This is a genomic window from Ralstonia insidiosa (assembly GCF_008801405.1).
GTDB lineage: Bacteria > Pseudomonadota > Gammaproteobacteria > Burkholderiales > Burkholderiaceae > Ralstonia > Ralstonia insidiosa.
On the sequence record NZ_VZPV01000003.1, the window covers coordinates 325,162 to 350,476 of the forward strand.

The 25,315-nt window shown below is 64.4% G+C and carries 16 protein-coding genes; 11 read left to right on the forward strand and 5 right to left on the reverse strand.

What is annotated here, in order from left to right; all coding sequences use genetic code 11:
• Positions 1-56 precede the first annotated feature (56 nt).
• Positions 57-782, reverse strand: a complete 726-nt coding sequence (locus F7R11_RS23665) for a Crp/Fnr family transcriptional regulator (protein WP_064807314.1) — start codon at positions 780-782, stop codon at positions 57-59.
• Positions 783-929: 147 nt separating this feature from the next.
• Here F7R11_RS23665 and F7R11_RS23670 point away from each other — a divergent pair, with 147 nt between their 5' ends.
• Positions 930-1,466 (forward strand): Mpo1 family 2-hydroxy fatty acid dioxygenase, encoded by a 537-nt coding sequence (locus F7R11_RS23670; protein WP_021194037.1) that lies wholly within the window; start codon positions 930-932, stop codon positions 1,464-1,466.
• A gap of 19 nt (positions 1,467-1,485) precedes the next feature.
• Here the strand turns inward: F7R11_RS23670 and F7R11_RS23675 are convergent, their stop codons facing one another.
• A complete protein-coding gene (locus F7R11_RS23675; protein ID WP_064807312.1) occupies positions 1,486-2,313 on the reverse strand; it encodes a crotonase/enoyl-CoA hydratase family protein in 828 nt (275 codons plus the stop codon).
• A gap of 1,131 nt (positions 2,314-3,444) precedes the next feature.
• On the opposite strand from F7R11_RS23675, the gene F7R11_RS23680 reads away from it, so the two are divergent.
• Together F7R11_RS23680 and F7R11_RS23685 are read left to right on the forward strand one after the other, a co-directional pair.
• Positions 3,445-8,895 (forward strand): beta strand repeat-containing protein, encoded by a 5,451-nt coding sequence (locus F7R11_RS23680; protein ID WP_064807310.1) that lies wholly within the window; start codon positions 3,445-3,447, stop codon positions 8,893-8,895.
• A complete protein-coding gene (locus tag F7R11_RS23685; RefSeq protein WP_064807308.1) occupies positions 8,892-12,497 on the forward strand; it encodes a hypothetical protein in 3,606 nt (1,201 codons plus the stop codon). The genes F7R11_RS23680 and F7R11_RS23685 overlap by 4 nt, the downstream gene beginning before the upstream one ends.
• A gap of 67 nt (positions 12,498-12,564) precedes the next feature.
• Here the strand turns inward: F7R11_RS23685 and fdxA are convergent, their stop codons facing one another.
• On the reverse strand, positions 12,565-12,918 hold the full coding sequence (fdxA, locus tag F7R11_RS23690) for a ferredoxin FdxA (protein WP_064807306.1): 354 nt from the start codon (positions 12,916-12,918) through the stop codon (positions 12,565-12,567).
• A gap of 83 nt (positions 12,919-13,001) precedes the next feature.
• A complete protein-coding gene (locus F7R11_RS23695) occupies positions 13,002-14,828 on the reverse strand; it encodes an ABC transporter transmembrane domain-containing protein (protein ID WP_064807304.1) in 1,827 nt (608 codons plus the stop codon).
• Between the two features lie 218 nt (positions 14,829-15,046).
• Between F7R11_RS23695 and F7R11_RS23700 the strand changes: the two genes are divergently transcribed.
• Both F7R11_RS23700 and F7R11_RS23705 read left to right on the forward strand, forming a co-directional pair.
• The gene (locus tag F7R11_RS23700) at positions 15,047-15,346 is read left to right on the forward strand and encodes a PepSY domain-containing protein (protein WP_064807302.1); all 300 of its coding nucleotides are present in this window, start codon (positions 15,047-15,049) and stop codon (positions 15,344-15,346) included.
• A 66-nt stretch (positions 15,347-15,412) separates the two neighbouring features.
• The gene (locus F7R11_RS23705) at positions 15,413-16,099 is read left to right on the forward strand and encodes an aspartate/glutamate racemase family protein (protein ID WP_064807300.1); all 687 of its coding nucleotides are present in this window, start codon (positions 15,413-15,415) and stop codon (positions 16,097-16,099) included.
• On the opposite strand, the gene F7R11_RS23710 is transcribed toward F7R11_RS23705, so the two are convergent.
• Positions 16,096-17,835 (reverse strand): M30 family zinc metallopeptidase, encoded by a 1,740-nt coding sequence (locus F7R11_RS23710; RefSeq protein WP_064807298.1) that lies wholly within the window; start codon positions 17,833-17,835, stop codon positions 16,096-16,098. The genes F7R11_RS23705 and F7R11_RS23710 overlap by 4 nt on opposite strands.
• 309 nt (positions 17,836-18,144) lie before the next feature.
• Here F7R11_RS23710 and F7R11_RS23715 point away from each other — a divergent pair, with 309 nt between their 5' ends.
• From F7R11_RS23715 to F7R11_RS23740, 6 genes are all read left to right on the forward strand, one after another.
• The gene (locus tag F7R11_RS23715) at positions 18,145-19,017 is read left to right on the forward strand and encodes a LysR family transcriptional regulator (RefSeq protein WP_021194044.1); all 873 of its coding nucleotides are present in this window, start codon (positions 18,145-18,147) and stop codon (positions 19,015-19,017) included.
• A gap of 129 nt (positions 19,018-19,146) precedes the next feature.
• Positions 19,147-20,250, forward strand: coding sequence for a putative 2-aminoethylphosphonate ABC transporter ATP-binding protein (locus F7R11_RS23720; RefSeq protein WP_064807295.1), 1,104 nt, complete (start codon positions 19,147-19,149; stop codon positions 20,248-20,250).
• A gap of 7 nt (positions 20,251-20,257) precedes the next feature.
• Positions 20,258-22,012 carry a putative 2-aminoethylphosphonate ABC transporter permease subunit gene (locus F7R11_RS23725; RefSeq protein WP_064809044.1) on the forward strand — a complete coding sequence of 585 codons (1,755 nt, stop codon included), beginning with the start codon at positions 20,258-20,260 and terminating at the stop codon, positions 22,010-22,012.
• A gap of 28 nt (positions 22,013-22,040) precedes the next feature.
• Complete coding sequence (gene phnX, locus F7R11_RS23730; RefSeq protein WP_064809043.1) at positions 22,041-22,919, forward strand: phosphonoacetaldehyde hydrolase; 879 nt, start codon at positions 22,041-22,043, stop codon at positions 22,917-22,919.
• Between the two features lie 64 nt (positions 22,920-22,983).
• Entirely contained in the window at positions 22,984-24,000 is a 1,017-nt protein-coding gene (locus F7R11_RS23735; RefSeq protein ID WP_021194048.1) for a putative 2-aminoethylphosphonate ABC transporter substrate-binding protein, read from the forward strand.
• Positions 24,001-25,233 carry a TIGR03364 family FAD-dependent oxidoreductase gene (locus F7R11_RS23740; RefSeq protein WP_064807293.1) on the forward strand — a complete coding sequence of 411 codons (1,233 nt, stop codon included), beginning with the start codon at positions 24,001-24,003 and terminating at the stop codon, positions 25,231-25,233.
• Positions 25,234-25,315 lie beyond the last annotated feature (82 nt).

Consider the following 25,315-nt stretch of genomic DNA (forward strand, 5'->3'; position numbering starts at 1 on the left):
GAACACATTATAGGATCGGTCCTATCTGACCGCATGTAGGGGCATTGGTTGGTGATTCAACCCTCACCCCGGGCTAGATCACGCAATCCGGCGAAGTCCAGCAGTTCAATCTCGCCGTAAGCCACCTTGAGTATCCCGCGTGCCTGCAGGTCTTTGAGCACCTGATTGACGGTCTGGCGGGACAGCGCCAGCAACTGTGCAAGCTGCTCCTGCGGCACCCGCAGCACGCGGCGGGTGCCCAGACGCAGGTCGCCGTAACCGTCGGCCATCAACAGCAAGCGCCGGGCCACGCGCACGGAGGCGGGCAGCAGGGCGGTTTCTTCCAGCACGGTGAAGGTCAGCCGTAGCTTGTGCGTGAGCAGCAGGGCGAAGGCATGCAGCAGGGCCGGGGTGCTGTCCAGCAGGGCGATCAGCGCAGCCTGCGGCATGTGCAGCAACGTGGTACTGGCGTCGGCGCGGGCGTCATGGGTGCGCGGCTGGCGGTCGAAAACACCAATTTCGCCAAACCAGTTGACGGGTTCCAGCACCGCCAACAGGGCTTCGCGCCCCTCTGCGCTGGTGGCGCCGATGCAGATCGTGCCCTCCACCACGCAATACAACCCGTCGGGTGGATCGCCGCGCCGGAACAGCACATCGCCCGCGCCCAAGCGGCGCACGGCGGCAATGCCAATCAACGCGTCTTGTAGCGATACGTCGAGCGCGCCGAACCAGCTGCTGGCATGCAGGCGTTCACGGTACGACGCAGCATCTGCGGGTGGGTGAAGGGGAGCGGAGCGGTCCATAGGGCCGGCAGTGGAGGGGCAACGGACAAGGCGAATTTGTCGGCTATGTGACAGAGCGCCGTTCCATCTGCTGACTAAGATGAAAGGATGATAACGAGGGGGCAACTGCAGCGTCCATGCTGCAAACGCACAAAACCGGAGACCACAATGCGCAGCCTGTCAGACCACCTTTCCAATTACGCGGCCTACCACCAGGACGGCCGGAATATCGCCACGCACTTTGTCGGCATCCCGGCCATTGTGCTGGCGGTGGCGATTCTGCTGTCCCGCCCCGTGTTTGCAGCATTGCCCGGCGGGGTGGCTGTAACGCCGGCGCTGTTCCTACTTGCGGCCGTCACGGTGTTCTACCTGCGCCTGGATGTGGCGTTTGGCGTGGTGATGTTTGTGCTGATCGGCCTGTGCGTGTGGGTTGGCCAGCAGGTGGCCGGGCATTCCGTGGCGGCTTGGCTGTCAGCGGGCATCGGCGCGTTTGTGATCGGCTGGATCATCCAGTTTGTCGGCCACTACTACGAAGGGCGCAAACCGGCCTTTGTCGATGACTTGGTCGGGCTGGTGGTTGGCCCGTTGTTTCTGGTGGCCGAGACCGCCTTTGCGATGGGCCTGCGCGCGCCGCTGCGTGACGAGGTGGTCAGCCGTTCGCGCGCCATGCGTGCGGCGCTCGGCGGCAAGCCCGTCGCCGCCTGAGTGCATCGCTTCCGTTGAACTAGCTGTTCGAGTGCTTCGCGGCCGGCTGAAACGCCGGTGCGCGATTTTCCATGCCGGCGAGCACCGCCTCACGCTGGTTAGCCGCGCCGATCAGGCGGTCCTGCTCAATCGATTCCGCCAGCAGGATGGCAGCGGTATCGCCATCCTCCACAACGCGCATCAGGCGCTTGGCTGCACGGATGGCGTCTGGGCTCTTATGCGCAATTTCTCGCGCTGCCGCCAGGGCTGCCGCATGCGGGTCGTCGACCACGTGGGTTGCCAGACCCAGGGCGCAGGCTTCGTCACCGTTGACAACGCGCCCGCTATAGATCAGCTCGCGCAGCCGGTCGGGCCGCACGAGGCCACGCGTGAGGGCCATGCCGCCCATGTCGGGCACCAGGCCCCATTTGACTTCCATGATTGACATGCGCGTGTCGGCGCGCACGTAGCGGACGTCTGCACCCAGCGCAATCTGCAGCCCACCGCCGTAAGCGACGCCATGCACTGCCGCCAGCACCGGCACTGGCAGTTCGCGCCAGACCGTACAGGCGTACTGCGGCAGGTTGGCCGATCCATGCGTGCGCCGAGCCAACCGGCCAGCGCCAATGTCTGATCCGCTGTCGCCCTTGCCGAGGCTTGCCATGCTGCCCATGTCCAACCCGGCGCAGAACGCGCGACCTTCGCCGGACAACACCACGGCGCGCAAGTCTGGTTCATTCATCAGGCGTTCACCGGTTGCGACCAGGGCCTCGAACATGGCCGGGTCGATGGCGTTCATCTTCTCGGGCCGGTTGAGCCGGACTTCGGCCACGCCGGCGTCGATGCTGAGGAGGATGCGTTCTGTCATGGCGGGGATGTCGGGTGTCGGGGTCTGCCGCATCTTATCGCCCCTGCCACTGCGGGCGGAAGGTGGCCATGGGCCGTCGGTAAGTCGAGGGAGCTTCTTTTGGCTGGGTTGCGTGCACGAATGGTTTAAACCATCAGATGGAATTGCTCGCGAGACGTCTATTGATTATGAGCGGCTCTAAACTGCATTGCATGTTTGAATGAATGCTTATTTGTTTTGCTTGCGGGACATTTTTCTAAGCACATTGCCGGCACCCAATGTTAAAAAAATGAAAACGAAAGGGGGTGTTTTTCTGGCCTGGGATATTGGTTATCCATGGGCGGATGATGTCGAAACGGTGTTTGGTGTGTTTTAAATAATTCACTGTTGAATGCACAATGTGAATGCGCTATGATCCGCCCTCGCAAGAAGAGGCACATTACGTGCCGACGATGACGAATAAGGCGCTGCCGCGACCGTGCGGCGCAAAGTGCCATGGGTATCGCGTTTTACATAAGCCATTGAATTAAATAGAAGATTGGCGGTAGTCAGGGGGGGCTGGGAATCTCTTGCTTTGTTCCATGCGTCGCATGCTGTGGTGGTGCGGTCGTGGAGCAAGTCGGGGCGCGGCAAACAGAGTGATTCGCCGCGTATTACCAGGCCATTGATGTTGCGGGATCAGGCAGTGGGTCAATGAGCGGGGGCGTTCTAGGTTGAACTTGCCGTTGCTGTGGGTGTTCTACTCCAGCCGGTCGGGTTTACATGCGGTCTGCACGCAAAGTGCAATGACCATTCGCCGCTATCTAAACCGCTTAATGGGTTTTGTCGCCACGGTTTACCGTGCTGGCTTCGCTCGTCCCTAGTTTTCTGAATATCCGCGTTTTTCCTCCTGTCTTTCCGCCTTGCTCGTTGCCGCATGCGCATGTGCGGTAGCGACATCCATTACCGAACAAGCGGGTCTGGCCGGCGCATTGCCGGCGGCACGTTGTCGTCTGTTGATTAAGGGGCGTTCCAAAAATGGGTTTTCTGGACCGAGGCTGCCGCACGCCTGGTGTTTCTAGTCGTGCGTGGTGGAGACGTTGTAACCAGCTGCTGCTGATAACACTGGGTTGGTTATTGGCATTGCCGGCATTTGCCAACAATCTGTGTCGAATGGCCGACCCGAACTCGAAGGGCGTGCACGTTGACGAGATCTGCTGGCTGCAACTCGACGGCGTATCGCTGACGTCGAACGGCTCAACGCCGCTCACGTTTGATCTGCCGGATGGCTCGACCCTGACCCTGACGGCGGTCGTGAGCAACATCGGGACGAGTTCGGGCTTGAGCGGCGTACAGGCGCCCTCCTGGACCGGGTCTCAGTTCAGCGGCTCCAGCGGCTACTACACCATCTACCAGCCTAACAAGGCCGCGCTCTATACCAACAACGGCAGCGTCGCGAACCACACCACGGTCACGCTGCAGGACATTCACATCTACAACCCGGCGGGCCAGGAAGCGACCAACAGCTTCGAAATGGTGCTGGCGGACGGTGAGAGCACGAACAGCGGCGAAAACCTGGATTTCGGGGTGGTGTCCGGGGGAAGCGCGCTCCATCTGGTGGAGTGGCTGGGCGCGTCGCCAAGCAACAACCTCAACTATGGCCAGCCAGGCTCGGGGTCGATCCCGGCCTCGCCGGTATCGGCTTGCTCTGGCATGCCCGACTGCCAGCGGCTGGTGGGCAAATCCGGCACCGCCAACGCCGCGGTGTTCTCCACCACGCGCACCGGCTCCCCGTTTACCGTGATGGGGCAAGTCCACACCAACAGCTCCAGCCTGCAAGGCATGGCGTTTGGCGTGCGTTGGGGCGGGGTGCGACTGCGCAAGGCGCTGCCGAGCGGCCGGCTGGACCCATCGGATCAATTTACCTACCGCGTGCTGAATGCCAAGGGTAGCGAGGTCATTAACACCTCCACATCGGGCACCGGTACCGGCAACTATCCGTACATCAGCGGCCAGGCTGTCATGCCGGGCAACGTGCTCACCCTGATCGAGCAGATGGCGCCGGGCAGCCGCTACACGCTGGCGCAGTACGACAGAACGATTGCCTGTACCAACGGCAATGCGGCTTCGAGCACGGTGCTGCCCAGCGGCTCGTTCGATCCCGCCAATCCGCCGACGCTGAACCTGCTGCAACTGGCCGACCGGGTGGACTGCACGCTCACGAACATCCCGCGTGTGGTAGATCTGGGCATCACCAAGGTAGGGCCTGCCACGGTGCAGGCAGGTCAGCCGATGACCTACACGCTGACCATCACCAACACCGGCGCATACCCCGCCACTGGCGCCACCTTCAAGGACACGATGCCCGTGGGCATCACGGGTGTCACTGCCGGCAACGTGAGCTGCGGCAACCCGACCGGCGGTGCAATCTGCGGGGCGCTGGGTACCAGCGTTACGGGCAGCGATGCCGCGGGGTACGTGATTACCGGTGCGGTGCAGAGCCTGCCGGCCGGCAGCAGCGTACAGATCACCATCAATGTGAACGCCCCGGGCGCGGCTGGAAACATCAGCAACACCGCGACCGTGCAGTTGGCCACCACCGATACCACGGTGGCGGAACCCTCAACGGGCAACAACAGCGCAACGGCATCGACCACCGTGCAGGGCACGCCAGCCATGTCGGTCACCAAGACGGCCACGCTCAATGACGCCAATGGCAACGGCAAGGCGGATGTAGGCGAAACCATCGGCTACAGCATCACCGCCGTCAACAGCGGCAGCATCGTGCTGACTGGCCTGACGGTGTCGGACCCGAAAGCCGGTAGTACCGCACTGGCGTGTACGCCCACAACGATCAACCCGGGTGGCTCCGCCAACTGCGGCAGCTTTACCTATACGGTGACGCAGGCTGACGTGGATGCCGGCGTGCCGATCCACAACGTTGCGACCGTTACGGCCACGCCCTCGGGCGGCGGTAGCCCCGTCACATCGACGGGCGTTGTTGATACGCCGATTGGCGACCCGAAGATCGCTGCCAGCAACGATAACTACACCGTGCCCAGCGGCGCGGCAGGGGGCTCGCTTGGCAGCGTGCTTGTCAACGACACGCTGGGCAGCGCGAATGGTCCGACGAGCGGAACCGGCAAGGGCAACGTGACGTTGACCTGGGGCAGCACCACGCCCACGCCGTCGACCGGGGGCTTCACGCTCAATCCTGACGGCACGATCACGGTCAAGCCGGGCACGCCTGCTGGTACGTACAAGATTCCGTACACGGTGTGCGACGCCGTGCACCCGACCAATTGCGCCTCGGCGACGGCCACCATTGTGGTGGGCGCGGCGCCCATTGCGGCCAGCAACGACACCTATACCGGCATTGACGGCACTGCAGGCAACAGCAGTGTCGGTAACGTGCTGGACAACGACACGCTCAACGGCGCCAAGGCGACAACGGGCACGGTCAACATCAGCGTGACCGTGCCGTCGAGCAACCCGAAGGTGAGCCTTGACCCTAACACCGGTCTGGTGTCGGTGGTACCGGGCACGCCGGCGGGCACGTACAGCATTGGCTACCAGATCTGCGAGAAGCTGAACCCGACAAACTGTGCGAGCGCCACGGCCACCGTGACGGTGGCACCCGGCAAGATCATTGCAAGCAATGACACCTTCACCGGGACGAACGGCGCCACCGGCAACCCGCAGGTCGGCAACGTGCTGGACAACGACACGCTCAACGGTACGAAGGCAACGCCGGGCACCGTCAACGTGAGCGTGACCTCGCCGTCGAGCAACCCGAAGGTGACGCTGGATCCGACGACCGGTTTGGTGGCAGTGGCACCGGGCACCCCGGCAGGCACGTACACCATCGGCTACCAGATCTGCGAGAAGCTGAACCCGACCAACTGCGCAAACGCTACCGCGTCGGTGACGGTGGTGACGGGCCCGATTACCGCGGGTAGCGATAGTTATACCGGTATCGATGGCAATGCCGGCAACGGCAGCGTCGGCAATGTGCTGGACAACGACACGCTCAACGGCAGCAAGGCGACAACGGGCACCGTCAACGTGAGCGTGACCTCGCCGTCGAGCAACCCGAAGGTAACGCTGGACCCGAACACCGGTTTGGTGGCAGTGGCACCGGGCACGCCGGCGGGCACGTACACCATCGGCTACCAGATCTGCGAGAAGCTGAACCCGACCAACTGCGCCAACACCACGACCACGGTGACGGTGGCGCCGGGCAAGATCATTGCCGGCAACGACACCTACACCGGCATTGACGGCAACGCGGGCAACAGCAACGTTGGCAACGCGCTGAACAACGACACGCTCAACGGCACCAAGGTCACGCCGGGCACCGTCAACGTGAGCGTGACGACGCCATCGAGCAACCCGAAGGTGACGCTGGACCCGAGCACCGGCGTGGTGTCGGTGGCGCCGGGCACGCCGGCGGGCACGTACACGATCGGCTACCAGATCTGCGAGAAGCTGAACCCGACCAACTGCGCAAACGCCACGGAAACCGTGACGGTGGTGCCGGGCAAGATCGTTGCCAACAACGACACCTACACCGGCATCGACGGCAACGCGGGCAACAGCAGCGTGGGCAACGTGTTGGACAACGACACGCTGAATGGCACGAAGACGGCGCCGGGCACCGTCAACGTGAGCGTGACGACGCCGTCGAGCAACCCGAAGGTGACGTTAGACCCGAACACCGGTCTGGTGTCGGTGGCACCGGGCACGCCGGCGGGCACGTACACGATTGGCTACCAGATCTGCGAGAAGCTGAACGCAAGCAACTGCGCAAACGCGACTGCAACGGTCACGGTGGCGCCGGGCAAGATCGCGGCGGGCAATGACAGCTACACCGGCGTCGATGGCTCGGGTGGCAACCAGCAGGTCGGCAATGTGCTGGACAACGACACGCTCAACGGCGCGAAGGCAACGCCGGGCAACGTCAACGTGAATGTGACGACGCCGTCGAGCAACCCGAAGGTGAGCCTCGACCCGAATACCGGCTTGGTATCCGTGGCCCCGGGCACGCCGGCTGGCACCTACACGATCGGCTATCAGATTTGCGAGAAGCTGAACCCGGCCAACTGCGCCACGGCCAGCGTTTCGGTGACGGTGACATCGCAGCCGCTGCAGGCGACCGATGACGACTACCGCCAGACTCCGGTGAACGGCGCGACCGGCGGCCCGATCGGGATCGTCCTGGGCAACGACACCCAGGGCGGCAAGCCGATCACCAACCCGAGCAACATCAACGTGACGCTGCTCGACAACGGCGGCCTGCCGGGGCTGTCGCTCCGTCCGGACGGTACCGTGATCGTGCCCCCGGGCACGCCCGGCGGCAGCTACACCTTGCGCTATCGCATCTGCGACCGGATGGCGCCGACAAACTGCAGCGACGCCGCGATCCGCTTTGCCGTGAGCGATGACGCGCTGCTGCGTGTGAACAAGCAGGCGGCACCGCAGAAGGTGAACGTGGGCGATGTCGTGCGCTACACGCTGACGGTGCAGAACCCCAGCAAGACCAACATCCAGGGCGCTGTTCTGGTGGATACGCCGCCGGTCGGCTTTAGCCTGATCGCCAACTCGCTCACGGTGACAGGGAGCAATGGCCGTCTGGCCGGTACCAGCCCGATCCGGATCGAAGGCATTGACCTCACCGCAGGCGCATCGATGACGGTGGTCTACATGCTGCGTGTGGGGCCAGGGGCATCAGCGCGCGGCGAGTACATCAATACCGCGCTGATGCAACTCAACGGCATGCGTGTCAGCAACCAGGCACAGGCAACCGTGCGCCGCGATGCCGATCCGCTGTTCGAAGAAACCCGCGTCTTTGGCACCGTGTTCGATGACCGCAACGGTGATGGCTGGCAAGCCAGCGCCAATGCGACCAGCCTGCGCGTACAGGGTGGCTTCAATCCGGACGCCTATGTACCGGGTTCCACCACGGTGGACCGTGGCGATGGCCCGCGCCCCGAGCCCGACGCCAGCGCACCGCTGCTGCACGGCATCTCACTGGGCAGCTTGTCAGGGCGCCTGAGCATGGCGCAGCCCGTGAACAAGCATCGCATCGTCATTTCGCAGCGCCTGCGCGACGCCGCCTTTAACGACGACTTCACGTTGACGACGGCAGAAGGCAGCAAGGTTCGCCTCTACGCAGACGGCCGAACGGAAAGCACGCCCAGCGGCGATGTGGCGAAGCAGCTCTCGTCACAAGCCTTGAACGTTGAGCGCCAAGTCACGAAGGAAGACGGCGGCACGCTGCGCGTCGACTACATCATCGTCAACAGTGGCCTGGAAGAGCGCGGCATTCCTGGTGTCCGCATCGCGACGGTCGAGGGCAACATCATCGAGACGGATGCCTACGGGCGATATCACCTGGAGGGCATCGACGTTGCGAACATCGCACGCGGTCGCAACTTCATCATGAAGGTGGACCCGGCAACGCTGCCGCCACGCAGCGAGTTCACCACGGCCAATCCGCTGGTCAAGCGGATCACGCAGGGTGTGCCGGCGCGCTTTGACTTCGGCGTCAGGCTGCCGACGGCTGCACCTGCCCAAGCGGGCGCAGCGGTGCAGGGCACCGGTGGCAAGGAGGGACAGCAATGAACACGCGTCTCGCCTCCCAAACCTTGTCCCGAACCCGCTCGAAGGCCACCAAGACCATGCGACTCAAAACGCTGGATGCAGCCATTGCCGGCATCCTTTTCGTGGGCTATGGGATGCCCGCCTCGGCACAGACACTGTCTGCCGACAAACAACCCGCGGTCATCGGACAAGAAGCCGTGGCCACCCATTTCAGCATCGACCTGCCCAACGGCGGGATGGTCTGGGCAACCGAAGACCCCGCGCAGACGACGCCCGTACTGAGCGTGCAGGCCGGGTCCGAAGCGGCGGTCGAGGGTGGCCGCATCGTCGAGCCGGTCAAGCTGCAGGTCTATAGCAACTACGCCGCCTTCATCAAGCGGATGCAGATCAGCATCTACCGCGCCGAAGACACGGACCTGGTGACGCCGCTGGCGACAGTGGACATTGCGCCCGGTGGCGTGGTCCAGGCAACGTGGGACGGCAGCCTGCCCGATGGCACGCGTGTGCGCCCCGGGGATCGGCTCACCTACATCCTGCGCGCCACGGCGGCCGATGGCAGTGTCGACGAGACCTATCCGCGCAGTCTGCTGCTGGTGGCGCCGGCAGACCGGCAGCGCATTCTTGACCAGATGCACCAGAACGCCAGCGGCCCACTGCGCGCGCTGAGCGCCAGCGAGCTGGAGTCGCGCGCGCTGCTCGACAGCACGTTCGGCAACAACGCGCTACGCCAGCAGAACATCATCATCCGCGGGTCGCGGGTGCGTGTGTTCGGGCAGAACGTGCCCGAGGGCTATGGCCTGACCATCGACGGTCAGACCGTACCCGTCGACCAGCGCGGCAAGTTCGTGGCCGAGTATCTGTTGCCGACCGGCATGCATCGGTTTGCTGTCGACGTGAAAGGCCCCAACGGAGAGGGCACCAGCTACCCGCTGAACATCAATGTGCGCGAGAACTACCTGTTCGTCGTCGCCATTGCCGATCTGACGATGTCCAAGAGTTCGATCAGCGGCGACGGTGCATCGGGACTGACCGTGGACGACCGCTATCGCAACGGCTTCCTCGACGAGGGGCGGCTGGCCTTCTACACCAAGGGCAAGGTGGATGGGCGCTACCTGTTCACCGCCCAGGCCGATACGACCGAACGCAACGTCGGCAACCTCTTTGACGGACTGTTCAAGGCGGACCCGCGCGACGTCTTCCGTCGCCTGGACCCGAACATGTACTACCCGGTGTACGGCGATGACTCCACGACGTACCGCGACATCGACACGCAGGGCAAGCTGTACCTGCGGGTGGATTGGGACAAGAGCCAGGCGCTGTGGGGCAACTACCAGACCGGCTTCACGGGCACGCAGTACGCGCAATACGTGCGCAGTCTGTACGGCGCTGCGATCGACTGGCGCAGCCGCTCCAGCACGCCGCTGGGCGATCCGAGCACGCAGGTGAAGGTGTTTGCCTCGCAGGCGCAAACGGTGGCGGGGCACTCGGAATTCCTCGGCACGGGCGGCAGCTTGTACTACCTGCGCCATACCGATCTGCTGCCGGGCTCCGATCAGCTCGTGCTGGAGGTGCGCGATCCCTCCACGGGGAGCGTGGTCAATCGCATCTCGCTGGTGCGCGGCATTGACTACGACATCAACGAGATGCAGGGGCGGATCATGATGACGAAGCCGCTTGCCCAGATTGCCGACCAGAACACCAGCACGCTGTTCCGTGATCGCCCGACCGGTGGCTACGAAAACCACCTGCTGGCGGACTACGAATACGTGCCGAGCGGATTCGACAGCAACAACGTCGCGGGTGGCGTGCGCGCCAAGCACTGGTTTGGCGAGCACGTTGCCGTGGGCGGCACCTACGTGAACGAAGGGCGCTCGGACCAGGCGTACACCATGAAGGGGGTGGACGCGACGCTGCAGGCCGGACGCGGGACTTACCTCAAGATGGAGCACTCGCAGACGCAGGCTGCGATGGCGCCCATTTTCTACTCCGACAACGGTGGTCTGAGCTTCATGCAGATCAACCCGCAAACGCAGACCAATCGCAGCGGTAACGCCACCGCCATCGAAGGTCGTGCCAACCTGCGCGAGCTGGGGTGGACGTCACGCGACTGGACCGTCGGTGCCTGGTGGCGGGACGTGAGCTCGGGGTATTCCGTGGCGCGTGCCGACCTGGGCTACCCCGTCCGTGAATACGGCTTCGAATATGCCGGCCAGGTGCGCGAAGACATTCGGATCGCCGGCCGCTACAGCAAATCCGAGCGCGGCACGGATGCCCTGGAGCAGGCGCAGGCGCAGATCGACTGGCGCCTGGCAGAGCACTCCGACCTGATTGCCGAGATCCGCCGCGTCACCGAGACGTATCAGGGGAACAGCGGCACCGGAACGCTGGCGGCGCTGGGTTACACCCGCCGCCTGATCGGCACGCTTGACGTGTACGGCACCGGGCAGATCACGCTCGATGATGATGGCGGCGCTTACCCGCGCAACAACGCCGCCACCGTGGGTGCGAAGTACCAGTTTGCCAATCAGTCTTCGGCCGGCGCCGAATACACGGCGGGCAATCGGGGCAACGCGGCCAAGCTCACGGGTGAATACCGGATGAGCCCCGATCACTCGCTGTACGGCAACTACACCCGCCTGATCGACTCGACCGGTGTGTACGACCAGTCGCCGCTGCTTTCGCAGGCGCCCAGCAGCATTACGCTGGGTCAGCGCTGGCGCATCTCCAACACGACCAATCTCTACAACGAGACGCAAAGCCTGAAGAGCGGGCCCAGCACGGGCGTGGGGCATACATTTGGTATGGACTTCTACCCCGCACGCGGCTGGACGACGGGCTTCAGCCTGCAGCAGGCAGAACTCGATGCCGTAAGCGGCGCGGGCAAGGTACATCGGCAAGCCGCCAGCGTGAACGTGGGCCTGACCCAGCCCGGCACCACCTGGGCCAGCAAGCTGGAATACCGCAGTGACGAGGGTGCCGAACAGCGCCGGCAGTGGGTTTCTGCCAACCGCGTCGGCTACGAGATCAACGAGTCATTGCGCCTGGGCGGACGCTTCAACTGGGCCAACACCAGCGATGCCAATCAGCCGGTCAACGATGCGCGCTACACCGAAGCCAGCCTCGGCTTCGCCTGGCGGCCGTGGAACAGCGCGCGTTGGACGGTCATCGGCAAGTACACGTACCTGTACAACCTTGCCTCGGCGGGGCAGGTGGACGGCAGCACGGGTGCGGGCCTGTTGCCTGATCAGCGCTCCTCGATCTGGTCGCTGGAAGGGATCTACCGGCTGGATGCCAACTGGGAATTTGCCGCCAAGCTCGCCACCCGAACCGGTGAAGCCCGCCTGGATCGTGGCAGCGGCGATTGGTACAGCAACCGCGCAACGTTGATGGCAGGGCAGGTGCGGCGCTACGTCTACGGCGGCCTGAGCGCGATGGGCGAGTACCGCGTGCTGCGCGCAACCGATGGCGGGACCCGGCAGGGCTGGCTGGCCAGCCTCGACTACGACGTTGCCAAGCATGTCCGCCTGGGCGTGGGCTACAACTTCACCAGGTTCAGTGACGACATGGCCAAGCCTGGATACCGGTATCGCGGCTGGTTCGTGAACGCGGTGATGTCGATCTAAGCCCGGTTGACTTGACGCCACGTGCTGCAGGCGCTGATTGAAACCCAGCGCCGTGGCAGCCGTGTCGTCAGGTTGACGGTGGTGACTCGGGCGCGATGCGCAATGCATCGCGCTTGTCTTTGACTTGCGCCCAATGGGCGTGGTCGGCCAGCGGGGCCTGCACTTGGGTCAGGCGCGGCCAATCTGCACGGCGCGAGAGCTGCGCGTTCAGTGCAATGAAGTCCTGCTGATCGGCCGGCACCTCGGCGGCGGGGTAGATCGCCCCCACCGGGCACTCCGGCACGCAGATCGAGCAGTCGATGCATTCATCCGGATCAATCACCAGGAAGTTCGGGCCGGCGTGAAAGCAGTCCATCGGGCAGACGGCAACACAGTCCGTGTACTTGCACTGGATGCAGGATTCGGTGACGACGTACGGCATAGCAAAGCGGGGGTGTTCAACACCCGTTCAAAAAAACGTTCGAAATTATGCAGCATCAACCCGAACCGCGTCGGGTGCGGGTTTCAATGTGATCTGTCGGCACTTCCTGTTGTCAGTTCGGATGGCGCACCGAGCCCTTCGGTCTCCATAGACACCCCACCAAACTGCAGCGCCGCAAGACGTGCATAAAGCGGCGAACGCTGCAAAAGCTCAGCATGGCGGCCTTGCGCAACGATACGGCCTTGCTCAAGCACAACGATCCGGTCGGCCTGCTGCACGGTGGCAAGGCGGTGCGCGATGACCAGCGTGGTGCGGTTTCGCGCGGCATTGTTCAGGGCAGTCTGCACCAGCCGCTCGCTTGCGGCATCGAGTGCGCTGGTGGCTTCATCCAGCAGCAGGATGGGCGGGTCTTTGAGAATGGCCCGCGCAATGGCGATCCGCTGGCGCTGCCCACCCGACAGCCTGACGCCACGCTCGCCCAGCTGCGTGTCGTAGCCCTGCGGTAGTTCGTTGATGAAGTCGGCAGCGGCAGCCATCTCGGCGGCGCGCTGAACCTGCGCGAGCGTGGCGTCGGGCGTGCCATAGCGGATGTTGTCGAGCACGCTCCCTGAAAAGATCACCGATTCTTGCAGCACGACGCCAATGGCCTGTCGCAGCGCTGCGAGTGAGACTTGCCGCGTTGGGACGCCGCTGATCAGGATGCTTCCGGACTGCGGTTCGTAAAAGCGCAGCAGCAGTTGAAACAGCGTCGTCTTGCCGGCACCGGAAGGCCCCACCAACGCAACGTGCTCCCCGGGCGCAACATCGAGCGTGAAGTGGGAGAGCGCAGCGGCACCCGGACGCGACGGATAGTGGAAGGTGACATTGTCGAAGCGGATCCCTTCGGCATGCGCGGGCAGCGCCACAGGAGTGTCCGGTTCCGCAATGGGGGAGCGGGTTGCCAGCAGTTGCAGCAGGCGCTCCGTGGCACCGGCGGCTCTTTGCAGGTCTCCCCACACTTCCGCAATTGCACCGACCGCGCCCGCGGTGAACACCGCGTAGAGGATGAACTGGGACAACTGGCCCGCCGTCATCTCGCCAGCCAGCACGGCCTTTGCGCCGAGCCAGAGCACAAACACGATCGCAGCGAATACAAAGACGATGACTACCGCGGTCAACTGGGCACGGGCCCGGATGCGCGTGAGTGCGGTGTCAAACGCCGTTTCCACGGCGGCGCTGAAACGCTTCGCTTCATGCGCTTCCTGCGTGTACGACTGCACGGTCGGCATGGCATTGAGCACCTCGCCGGCCAGCGCGCTTGCGCTTGCCACCTTGTCTTGACTGTCACGCGAGAGCCGCCGCACGCGACGCCCAAAGATGACGATGGGCGCAACCACCACGATCAGCGTGGCGATGATGTAGCCCGAGAGCACCGGGCTCGTCACGACCAGCATCACCACCCCGCCGACCGTCAGCAGCGTGTTGCGCAACCCGAGCGACAGACTGGTCCCCACCACGGCCTGGATCAACGTCGTGTCGGTCGTGAGCCGCGACAGCACCTCACCCGTTTGTGTCGTCTCGAAAAACTCCGGGCTCAAGCCGACGATGTGCCGGTACACAGCGCGCCGCAGATCGGCCGTTACGCGCTCGCCCAGCCACGAGACGCAATAGAAGCGCAGCGCCGTGGCACCGGCGAGCACCAGCGAAAGGACGAACAGGGCGATGAAGTAGCGGTCGATGTGCGACCGCTCGCCGCTGGCGAATCCACGGTCGATCAGAAACTTGAAGGCCACCGGCAGCGCCAGCGTTGCAACAGCCGCAATCACCAGCGCCAGGAACGCAACCGCCCAGCGCCGCGCGTACGGGCGCAGGAAAGGCATGAGCTCGAAAAGGGGGCTGATACGTGACGGCAGGGGCGCAGCGGAGGGCATGGGAATCGGCAGGAAATCCAGAAGGCGCCCATTATCTCAGCCCCAGGATTGGCCTGTGATTGGCCCGCGTGCAGCGCTTCCGGAGATACCCGAGCCACCGTTTGCACCGCTGAAGACATTTGATGCGCGCGCATCACACCCCTCGGATCAACCGCTCTCAGCGCTCGCTAAGTCCAGCCGTCTAGTCTTGCGATCTCTTCGGTTTTCCAAGACATGGCATGCGCCGACGTCGCACACTCACCTTCCTCACGCTGGCGGTTCTGATGGCCGTTGCGGCCGTCCTCATCGCCCGCCGCCCGGGTGGGCCGGCCATCCGCCCGACGCTTGCCAATGGGCCGCTTGCATCGGCCGTGGACACGGCAGAAAACTACCTGCATGGCAAGGCGATCCGGGCGGGGCTCGATCGCTCGGCATCGGGCTTGATTTACGACGTCACGGTGGTCAAGGCTGGCCGGATTTTCGATGTGCGGCTCGATGCACGCAGCGGGCGGATTCTTTCTGCCGCGATCAACAAGTAGCGCATTGCCGATGGCGTGCCCGCGTGGGGTACGCTGTGCGCAGACTTGTTCTGACGCCGCATCCGCATGCCCAACATTCTTCTGATCAACCCGAATTCGTCCCGGGCCACCACCGACATGATGGTGCGCATCGCACAGGAGCACGCACCCGCCGGCTATACGGTTGTGGGTGCCACGGCTGCGAATGGGCCGTCGATGATCATCAACGAGGTGGAGCTGGCCGCAGCGGCCACCGAGGTGGAGGCCACCTGGCGTAGCACGCAGGTGCCGCACGCGGGCGTGATCATCAGCGCCTTTGGCGACCCCGGCGTGATGCAGGTTCGCGAGGCAAGCCGGCCCATACCGGTGGTCGGCATTTGTGAGGCGTCGATGCTGGAGGCATCGGAAGGCGGACGCCGCTTTGGTGTAGCCACGGTCACGCCCGATCTGGTGGCCGCGATTGATGCCAAGGCGCATGCGCTTGGGCTGGGCGCGCTCTATACCGGTGTGCAACTCACGCCCGGTGAGCCACGTGGGCTGGCAGCCGATGCTGGGGCGTTGGAGGAAGCACTGAGTGATGCCGTGCGCGCCTGCCTTAAGGATGGCGCGCAGGCCGTGATCATCGGCGGCGGGCCGTTGGGGCAGGCCGCCGTGCATCTGGCGCAGCGATTCGACGTACCGATCATTGCGCCGATTTCCGCTGCGATGCGCCGGCTGAGCGCCTGCATCGCAGGGGGACTGGCGGCACCAGCTGGCACCGCCAAGCGCGCTTAGTTCGCGATGATCGACACCGTCGAATTGGCCGGCACCGTAATCGTCTCGCTATACGTACCGGTCTTGAAACCGCGCCCCACCGGGAACTGGCCAAAGCCCTGCAGCGTGGCCGGCACGGAGCTCGGCATCGAGCGCTGGCTGCTGTAGTTCTGGCCATTGACGGCAGGGATCGAGAAACCGGTGTCCGAACGCGCCGGATACGCAAAACCTGCCGGGCTGCCCGGCACCGGCAGCAGTGCCACCGCCGTCCCCCAACGACCCAGCGCATCGCCCAGGCCCGTGCCGCCACCGGCCTGGATGGCGCTGCTCAGCACCGTGGCCGAATCCGTTGACGAGAAGTTCTGCAGCAGGTTCTTGTAGTACGGTACGCCGTACTGGCGCAGCAGGAAGCCACCCAGGCTGCCCGAGATCGGATACCCCGGGCACGACGACGAGAGCGACGGGTCGAACGCCGTCAGCGAACAGTTGTAGGAACTTTGCAGCCAGGCCGGAAAACGGCTGTCGCGCACGTTGTTGAAGCTCGGGTCGATCTGGCTGGACAGCACATCTTCCATCGTCATCGCCGTCATTTCTTCCAGCCACGTGCCGTACATGTACTGCGAGCCGTTGAGCACGCCGCGCTGGTAGAAGTTGGCCATGTGCGTGAACTCGTGGCCCAGCGTGGAGATGACCGTGTTCAGCCCGTCGGTGCCACCAAGGTAGATCGTTTCCGAATCCACATAGAGCGACAGCGATTGGTTCGACAGCGGCTGCGAGCTGGTCGTGAAGTTGTTGCGCGCCCAGAAGTAGCCCACGCGGCCATAAGGCTGGCCGTCAGGCTGGATGTTCAGCACCACGATGTCGAGCGCCTGGTTCGGGTCGATCAGGCTGGCCGAGCTGGAGTAGCTGCCCCACGGCTGACCGACGATCGAGGTGGCCAGCGTGTAGACCGACTGCGTGCCCGAGGCGAACTTGGTGATCAGCGTGCTGACAATGCTGTCGGAGATCTTGCTGCTGCCGTACTCCGTGTTCTCCACCCACAGGTTGACGATACGGCCGTCGGTGGCGGTTGCTTGCTGCTTCAGCGTAGCGGTGCGCACCGTGGCGGTGCCGTCCGGCTGCTGGTGATTCCAGGTGCGTTGCGTGCCAACGGCGGCAACCGACTGCGGGCGCAAGACCGTATCGTTGGAAGCGCCTTGCGTCTTGAGCGGGCCCGCACCGGTGGCGTAGCTGTCCAGTGCGTGCGCGTTGAAATCGGAAATCTGTCGGTCGAACGCTGCGTTCATTGCGTCGTTCTTGACGGACGCCGTGGTCAGGTTGCCGGAGGCGCCATTGGTGGGCGTGCTGCTGGTGGCTGTGCCACCGCCCAGGCCAAGCAGACCCGCATTGGAGAGCGACACCGACGGCATTGGCTGTGCGGCCGCCCCCTGGTTGGTGTAGATGAGGGTGACGTTTTGGCCCGTAAGCCCGGCGATCGATACATTCACGGTGCCGGCCGAACCGCCCGTATTGGTGGCCTGCCACACGCCCACGCCGGAACCGGCGTAGGTATTGCCCAATGCGCCGCAGTTGGAGCCGCTGCAGGCAGCCGCCAGATTGATGCTGGCCGGGGTAGCTGGCGTTGCGGCCGGCGTGGCCCCTGAGCTACCGCCTCCGCCGCCTCCGCCACCACCGCAGGCCGCCAGCGTGCCTGCAGCTGCCACCATCATCGCGATGGTCCATTGCTTTGTACTGCTACCGCCCTTGCTGCCTTCCATCCTCATCTCTCCAAAATCCGAATTCAGGCGCGCTGTCGGCTCGTGACTGCGGCGCGCTGGCGGATTCTCAAGGGGAGGTGACGGATTCGATCCGTGGAAATAACGGGTCAGCAAGGCCCAATTCCCCCCGATGTGGGGGTGTCGTCACGCGCACCTGGTCGGAAAGGTTGAGAAAGGCGTAGCCCGAGGATGTAGAAGCGGAAAACGGGGGAGAGCGCCGACCCGCACTTTTGCGCCGGGGTGGTCCGCTAGAATGGGTCGCCTTCCCGCCGATTGCGCCATTCCAGGCGCCGGACACATCACCTATTCATGCTCGTCGCGCAGCTCAAATCGTTCTTCATGGTCGCCCGCCTGGGCAGCATCACGCTGGCCGCCAAGCAGCTCGGGCTTTCCCAGCCGACCGTGACATCGCAGATCCGCGCGCTGGAGGAGGCCTACGGCGTCGAGTTGTTCTACCGGGGTGGGCGCCGGCTGGCGCTGTCGGACGCCGGCGTGCGCCTGATGCCGCTGGTCGACCAGCTCGTGCGGCAGGAAACCGAGATCGACTTCTTCCTGCGCAACTCCGGCGACATGGGTTCCGGCCACCTGCGTATCGGCGCCACGGCGCCGTACTACATCCTCGACATCGTTGACCGCTTCTGCCAGAGCCACCCCGGCATCGACGTGAGCATCGAGGCCGGCAATTCAGTGCAGATGCTTGACGCGCTGCAGGAATACCGGGTGGACGTGGCATCGTCGTCGCAGCGGGTGGACGACGCACGCTTTCTGCGCATAGAGCTGGCCCGCGACCCGCTGGTGCTGGTGGTCCATCGCAGCCACCCGCTGGCTGGGCAGACCAGCGGGGCGGTGCCGGTCACGGCACTGTCACAATGCCGGCTGCTGGTGCGCGAGGTGGGCTCCACCACCCGTGCGATGACCGAAACGATGATGGCCCAGGCTGGCGTGACCGCGGCATCCACGGTGGAAATCGGTAGCCGGGAGTCCATTCGCGAGGCCATCATGCGCAACCTGGGCGTGAGCGTCATCGCCCGCCAGGAGGTGCCCAACCACGCGGATTTGCGCGTACTGGCCTTCGAGGGCGGCGCACCGGAGCTGAGTGAATACCTCTACTGCCTGCAAGACCGGCGCGAGGCGCGGCTGATTGCGGCCTTCCTGGCAGAAGTGCGCTCGCCTCGTCCTTAACTTCGTCATCCGTCTGAACACAAATCTGGAAATGCGCGCATTGGCGTTTTTGGGGTAACTGCCACATGGGGTACATGTCGGCTAGCTACAGTAGCGACCGTTTTTGCTACTGCCTCAGCCGCCCCGTCAATGCCCCAGCCTGCTTCCGACCCGACCCAGGGTAACGCCACACCGTTCCTTTCCGTGCGGCAAGTTACCCGCCGCTTTGGCGCCTTCACCGCGCTTGACGGTGTTTCGCTGGACGTGGCGCAGGGCGAGTTCGTCTGCCTGCTCGGCCCGTCGGGCTGTGGCAAGACCACGCTGCTGCGCATCATTGCAGGGCTGGAGGCGCAAGACGCCGGCCAGATCGTTGCCGGTGGCCGCGATATTTCGAACCTGCCCCCTCGCGAGCGCGACTACGGCATCGTCTTCCAGTCGTATGCGCTGTTTCCCAACCTGACGGTTGCCCAGAACGTTGCCTACGGTCTGGACACTACCAACGGCAACCGCACCCGCATGCAGGCGCGGGTGTCCGAGATGCTGGCGCTGGTGGGCCTGGCCGGCAGCGAGGCGAAGTACCCGTCGCAGCTCTCGGGCGGCCAGCAGCAGCGTGTGGCACTGGCCCGCGCGCTGGCGCCCGCGCCCTCGCTGCTGCTGCTGGACGAGCCGATGTCGGCGCTGGACGCCCAGGTGCGCGAACACCTGCGCATCGAGCTGCGACGCCTGCAGCGCAAGCTGAACGTGACCACGCTGATGGTGACGCACGATCAGGACGAAGCCATGGCGATGGCGGACCGCATTGCGGTCATGTCCAACGGCCGGATCGAACAGACGGGTTCGCCGTCGGAAATCTATACCCACCCCGCGACCGGTTTCGTTGCCGGGTTCGTCGGTCAGGCCAACTGGCTGCCGCTGGAGCGCACCGAAGATGGCACGCCCACGCTGGCCGGCCAGCCGCTGCTGCTTGATCCGGCGTTTGCCGATACGGCGTACAGCACTGGCCGCCTGTTCTGCCGCCCCGAGGCCGTGACACTGCATCCGGACGATGATGCGCCCAACCGACATCTCGCCCGCGTGGTCGACCAGATCTACCTGGGCAGCCGCACGCGTGTGACGCTGGCCATCGATGGCCTGGCCAATGCGCCGCTGGTGGCCGAAGTGGCATCGAATGCGCTACGCAGCGGTCGTGGCGCGCTTGGCGACAGCAAGCTGTGGATCGCGCTCGAGCGTGATGGCCTGCGCGTCTATGCCTGAGGTGGTGATGTCAATGCTCCCGCCCGAGGCCAACGTGGTAACGGTCACCCCACAGAAACAAGTCGCGCGCACGTCGTTCTGGCGTACTGATGCGCCCGTACTGACCGGCATGAAGCTGGGGTGGTTCCTCCTGCTGACGCTCGGTCTGCTGCTGCCCACGGCCATGATGCTGCTACAGGCCACGGGCCTGGTCGCCAGCGCACGCAGCTCTGATGAGCACGGCTTGGCGCTGGTCGCCCATGTCGTACAAGGCCCCAACTTTCTGGCCATGGTGGGGCGCACCCTGGCCGTGTCGGGCAGCGTGGCCGCCATCGTCGTGCCGCTGGCCTTTGCCTTTGCCTACGCCGTGCAGCGCACGCGCATGCCGTTGCGCGGCACGATGCGCACGCTGGCGATGTTGCCGCTGTTTGCACCGTCCCTGCTGCCGGGTATTGCGCTGGTCTACCTGTTCGGCAACCAGGGGCTGTTCAAAGCTTGGCTGGGCGGCAGCAACATCTACGGCTTCTGGGGCATCGTGGTGGGCGAGGCGTTCTACACCTTCCCGTATGCGCTGATGCTGTTACTGGCTACGCTCACGCTGGCCGATGGCCGCCTGTATGACGCCGCCCGGGCAATGGGCGCGGGCCCGTGGCGTACGTTCTGCACCGTCACGCTGCCGGGTGCGCGGTATGGCCTGTTTGGTGCCTTTGCGCTGGTCTTTACGCTGGTTGCCACGGACTTTGGCGTGCCGACCGTGGTGGGCGGCAGCTACCAGGTGCTGGCGGTGGAAGCCTACAAGGCGGTGGTGGGCCAGCAGCAGTTTGCTCGTGGCGCCGTCATCGGCCTGATGCTGTTGTTGCCTGCGCTGCTCACCTTTGCCGTGGAACGCCTCGTGCAGCGTCGCCAGCACGCCGCGCTGGCCAGCCGCGCCCAGCCGTATCACCCGCAGCCGGATCGCATGCGCGATGGCCTCTATCTGCTGCTGACCGCATTGGTGGTCGGCTGGATTCTGGTGATGCTCGCCACCGCGGTGGGCGCGTCGCTCGTCAAGCTGTGGCCGTACAACCTTGAACTGTCGCTGCGCAACTACGACTTCGACAACATGGATGGCGGCGGCTGGCTGGCCTATCGCAACAGTCTGAAGCTGGCCGCGCTCACCACCGTGTTTGGCACCGTACTCATCTTTACTGGCGCATGGCTGGTCGAGAAGACGCGCACCACCCGCGCCACCGCCTGGCTGCATCCGGCCATCCGCTTTGCGGTGCTGCTGCCGATGGCCGTGCCCGGCCTCGTGCTCGGCCTGGGCTACGTGTTCTTCTTCAACCACCCGGCCAATCCGCTCAATGGCCTGTACGGCAGCATGGCGCTGATGGTGCTCTGCACGATCATGCACTGCGCCACGGCTGCGCACCTCACGTCCGTGGCTTCGCTGGGACAACTGGACCCGGTGTTTGAAGCGGTATCGGCCTCGCTCAAGGTATCGGCGCTGCGCACGTACTGGCGCGTGACGCTGCCGATGTGTCTGCCGGCCGTGCTGTCTTGCGCGCGCTACCTGTTCGTCTCGGCCATGACCACCGTGTCAGCCGTGATCTTCCTGTACAGCCCTGACACCGTGCTGGCCTCCGTGGCCGTACTGAACATGGACGACGCCGGCGACATCGGCCCCGCTGCGGCCATGTCCACACTGATTCTGGTCACGTCGATCGTCGTCTCGCTGCTGCTGGAACTTGCCACGCGCGGCGTCACGCGCCGCACGCAGGCCTGGCGCACCACCTCACATTGAATTCGTTGTAAGTCAAGGAAACATGAACATGGGTGACGCATCCCCAATCACGGCCCGCCAGGCGGGTACTGACCGCATCAACCCCGGCGCCACGCCGTTGCGCCTGGAAGCCGCTGTGCTCGACTGGGCCGGCACCGTAGTCGATTTCGGTTCGTTTGCCCCCACGCAAATCTTCGTGGAAGCGTTTGGCGAATTCGGCGTGGCCATCACGCTGGACGAAGCGCGCGGCCCGATGGGCCTGGGCAAGTGGGACCACATCCGCACGCTGTGCAATGACGGTGCGATTGCCGCGCGCTTCTCGCTCGCCCACGGCCGCATGCCCACCGATGACGATGTCACCGCCATCTACAACCGCTTCATGCCGCTGCAGATCGAGAAGGTGGGTGCGCATTCGGCGATGATCCCCGGCGCACTGGAAACCATCGCCGCGCTGCGCGAAGCTGGCTTGAAGATCGGTACGTGCTCGGGCTACCCGCGTGCGGTGATGGACCGCGTGGTTGAACTGGCCGCCAAGGCGGGCTACAGCCCCGACTGCGTGATCGCCTGCGACGAGGTGCCGCGCGCCCGCCCGTGGCCTGCACAGGCACTGCGTTGCGTGGTGGATCTTGCCATTGGCGATGTGGCCGCCTGCGTGAAGGTCGACGACACCGTGCCAGGCATCGAAGAGGGCCGCCGCGCCGGCATGTGGACCGTGGCACTGCTGATGTCGGGCAATGCGCTGGGCCTGCCGTACGAGCAATACGCCGCACTGTCCGCAGACGAGCGTGCGCGCCACCGCGTCGCCATTTCGGCCGGCTTTGCCGCCTGCCGCCCGCATTACGAGATCGACACGATTGCCGATCTGCCCGAAGTTGTGGCCGACATCAACCGCCGCCTCGCGCGCGGTGAACGGCCGCAATGCGTTTGACGCATCTGAGTTTGTTGTCCTGTTTGTTGTCCTTTCCCCTGCATCACACCATACCGAGGAAACCATGACCGCACGTCTTTCCCTGCTGGCTGTTGCCGCTACGATGGCCTTTGCCACGTCGGCTTTCGCCAAGACCACGCTGACCGTGTACACGGCGCTGGAAGCTGACCAAGTGAAGGCGTACCAGGAAGCCTTCGAGAAGGCCAATCCGGACATCGAAATCAAGTGGGTGCGCGACTCCACCGGCGTCGTCACCGCCAAGCTGCTGGCCGAGAAGAACAACCCGCGCGCTGACGTGGTGTGGGGCCTGGCCGCTTCGAGCCTGGCCATCCTGGACAAGGAGGGCATGCTGACGCCGTACGCACCGACTGATCTGGCAAAGATCGGCGCGACGTACCGTGACAAGGCCAACCCGCCGGCATGGGTCGGTATGGACGCCTGGGGCGCCGCCATCTGCTTCAACACGGTCGAAGCCGAAAAGCAGCACCTGCCGAAGCCGACGTCGTGGGCTGACCTGACCAAGCCGGTGTACGCCGGCAAGATCGTCATGCCGAACCCGGCTTCGTCGGGCACGGGCTACCTAGACGTGAGCGCATGGCTGCAGATGCTGGGCGAGCAGAAGGGCTGGGATTACATGGACGCCCTGCACAAGAACATCGGCCAGTACACGCACTCGGGCTCGAAGCCTTGCAAGATGGCGGCTTCGGGTGAATTCCCGATCGGTATCGCGTTTGAATACCGTGCTGTGAAGTCGAAGAAGGAAGGCGCACCGATCGACATCGTGCTGCCGTCGGAAGGCCTGGGCTGGGACGTGGAAGCCACCGGCATCATGAAGGGCACCAAGAACCTGGACGCCGCCAAGAAGCTGGCTGACTTCTCGGCAAGCCCGGTTGCCATGGCGCTGTACGAGAAAAACTTTGCCGTGGTGGCCACGCCGGGCTTCTCCAAGCCGGACCCGCTGCTGCCGGCCGACTATGAGAAGCGCCTGATCAAGAACGACTTCACGTGGGCCAGCGCCAACCGTGACCGCATCCTCGCCGAGTGGACCAAGCGCTACGACGGCAAGTCGGAGAAAAAGTAAGTGAGTGAAGCTCCCCTGAATTCTGTTGCTCAAGGGGGCCTGGATGCCAGCACCGACGTCGCCATCGTCGGGGCTGGCATTTTGGGCTTGGCGCACGCCGCTGCCGCCGTCAAACGCGGCCTGCGCGTGACGGTGTTCGAGCGCAGCGAGGTTGCCGTTGGTGCCTCCATCCGCAATTTCGGGCAGATGCTCGTGACCGGTCAGCCGCCGGGCATCATGCTCGATCTCGCGCGTGAAAGCCGCGAACTGTATCTCGGCTGGGCTGACAAGGCTGGCATCTTTGCACGCGCCAAGGGCGTGTTGCTGTTTGCCCGCAATGCGGCGGAAGACGCCGTACTGGACGAATTCATGTCCACCCGCGCCTCGGCGTTTGATTACAACGTCAAGCTGCTGCGTGGCGCCGATCTGGCCAATCTGTACGGCGGCCGCTTCACGCGTCATCGGTCAGCCCTGCAGGGCTTTGATGATTTGCAGTTGTATTCACGCGAAGCGATTCCCGCACTGGCGGCATGGCTTGCCACACAGGGCGTGCGCTTCCACTTCGGCACGCTCGTGCGCCATGTGGAAGGTGGCCGACTGGATACGACGGCAGGCGTGTGCAACGCGCAGCGCGTGATCGTCTGCAGCGGGCATGACTACCAGACACTGTGCGCTGATCAATTGCGTGCGCTGCAACCGCAGGTCTGCCGCCTGCAAATGCTGCGCGTAACGCCTGAAGACGGCTTCCAGCTGGAACACGCTGTGCTGACGGGTCTGTCGTGCACGCACTACGGCGCGTTTGCCGATCTGCCGACCGCCCAGGCGCTGGCCATGCAGATTGAGCATCAACGCCCCGAGCTGCAACGCCACGGCATTCACCTGCTGGTGAGCCCAACGCCGTACGGCGACTGGATCGTTGGCGATTCGCACGACTACAGCCAGGACGCTCGCCCGTTCAACGCCGAGTCGGTCGACAACATCATGCTGGACCTGGCGCGCGATACCTTTGGCAGCAAGCTGCGCGTGGTGGAGCGCTGGCAAGGAGTGTACGGCGCCAAGTGCCATGTGCCCGGCAGCGGCGCGTTCTCGGTCACCCGCGTGGATGACCGCACCACCGTCGCGCTCATGCACAGCGGTATTGGCATGAGCGTGGGGCCTGCGCTGGCGCATCGCCATGTCGATGCGTTGGTGGATGGCACGGCATTGCCGCAGTGGACGCCACCGGCGGCATTGCCGACCTCGGCCGTCGCCTGACATCTCGCTGCTCGAAGGAAATGCCCGTACGGTTTGCGCCGTGCGGGCATTTTTCCATTCAAGCGACGCGTGCGCGATTTGA

Excerpts from the sequence above, each read along its gene's own strand:
- F7R11_RS23725 (WP_064809044.1), top strand. The coding sequence starts at position 20,258 with ATGTCAATGCTCCCGCCCGAGGCCAACGTGGTAACGGTCACCCCACAG.
- F7R11_RS23675 (WP_064807312.1), bottom strand. The coding sequence starts at position 2,313 with ATGACAGAACGCATCCTCCTCAGCATCGACGCCGGCGTGGCCGAAGTC.
- fdxA (WP_064807306.1), bottom strand. The coding sequence starts at position 12,918 with ATGCCGTACGTCGTCACCGAATCCTGCATCCAGTGCAAGTACACGGAC.
- F7R11_RS23705 (WP_064807300.1), top strand. The coding sequence starts at position 15,413 with ATGCCCAACATTCTTCTGATCAACCCGAATTCGTCCCGGGCCACCACC.
- F7R11_RS23735 (WP_021194048.1), top strand. The coding sequence starts at position 22,984 with ATGACCGCACGTCTTTCCCTGCTGGCTGTTGCCGCTACGATGGCCTTT.
- phnX (WP_064809043.1), top strand. The coding sequence starts at position 22,041 with ATGGGTGACGCATCCCCAATCACGGCCCGCCAGGCGGGTACTGACCGC.
- F7R11_RS23695 (WP_064807304.1), bottom strand. The coding sequence starts at position 14,828 with ATGCCCTCCGCTGCGCCCCTGCCGTCACGTATCAGCCCCCTTTTCGAG.
- F7R11_RS23680 (WP_064807310.1), top strand. The coding sequence starts at position 3,445 with ATGGCCGACCCGAACTCGAAGGGCGTGCACGTTGACGAGATCTGCTGG.
- F7R11_RS23685 (WP_064807308.1), top strand. The coding sequence starts at position 8,892 with ATGAACACGCGTCTCGCCTCCCAAACCTTGTCCCGAACCCGCTCGAAG.
- F7R11_RS23720 (WP_064807295.1), top strand. The coding sequence starts at position 19,147 with ATGCCCCAGCCTGCTTCCGACCCGACCCAGGGTAACGCCACACCGTTC.
- F7R11_RS23665 (WP_064807314.1), bottom strand. The coding sequence starts at position 782 with ATGGACCGCTCCGCTCCCCTTCACCCACCCGCAGATGCTGCGTCGTAC.
- F7R11_RS23710 (WP_064807298.1), bottom strand. The coding sequence starts at position 17,835 with ATGGAAGGCAGCAAGGGCGGTAGCAGTACAAAGCAATGGACCATCGCG.
- F7R11_RS23670 (WP_021194037.1), top strand. The coding sequence starts at position 930 with ATGCGCAGCCTGTCAGACCACCTTTCCAATTACGCGGCCTACCACCAG.
- F7R11_RS23700 (WP_064807302.1), top strand. The coding sequence starts at position 15,047 with ATGCGCCGACGTCGCACACTCACCTTCCTCACGCTGGCGGTTCTGATG.
- F7R11_RS23715 (WP_021194044.1), top strand. The coding sequence starts at position 18,145 with ATGCTCGTCGCGCAGCTCAAATCGTTCTTCATGGTCGCCCGCCTGGGC.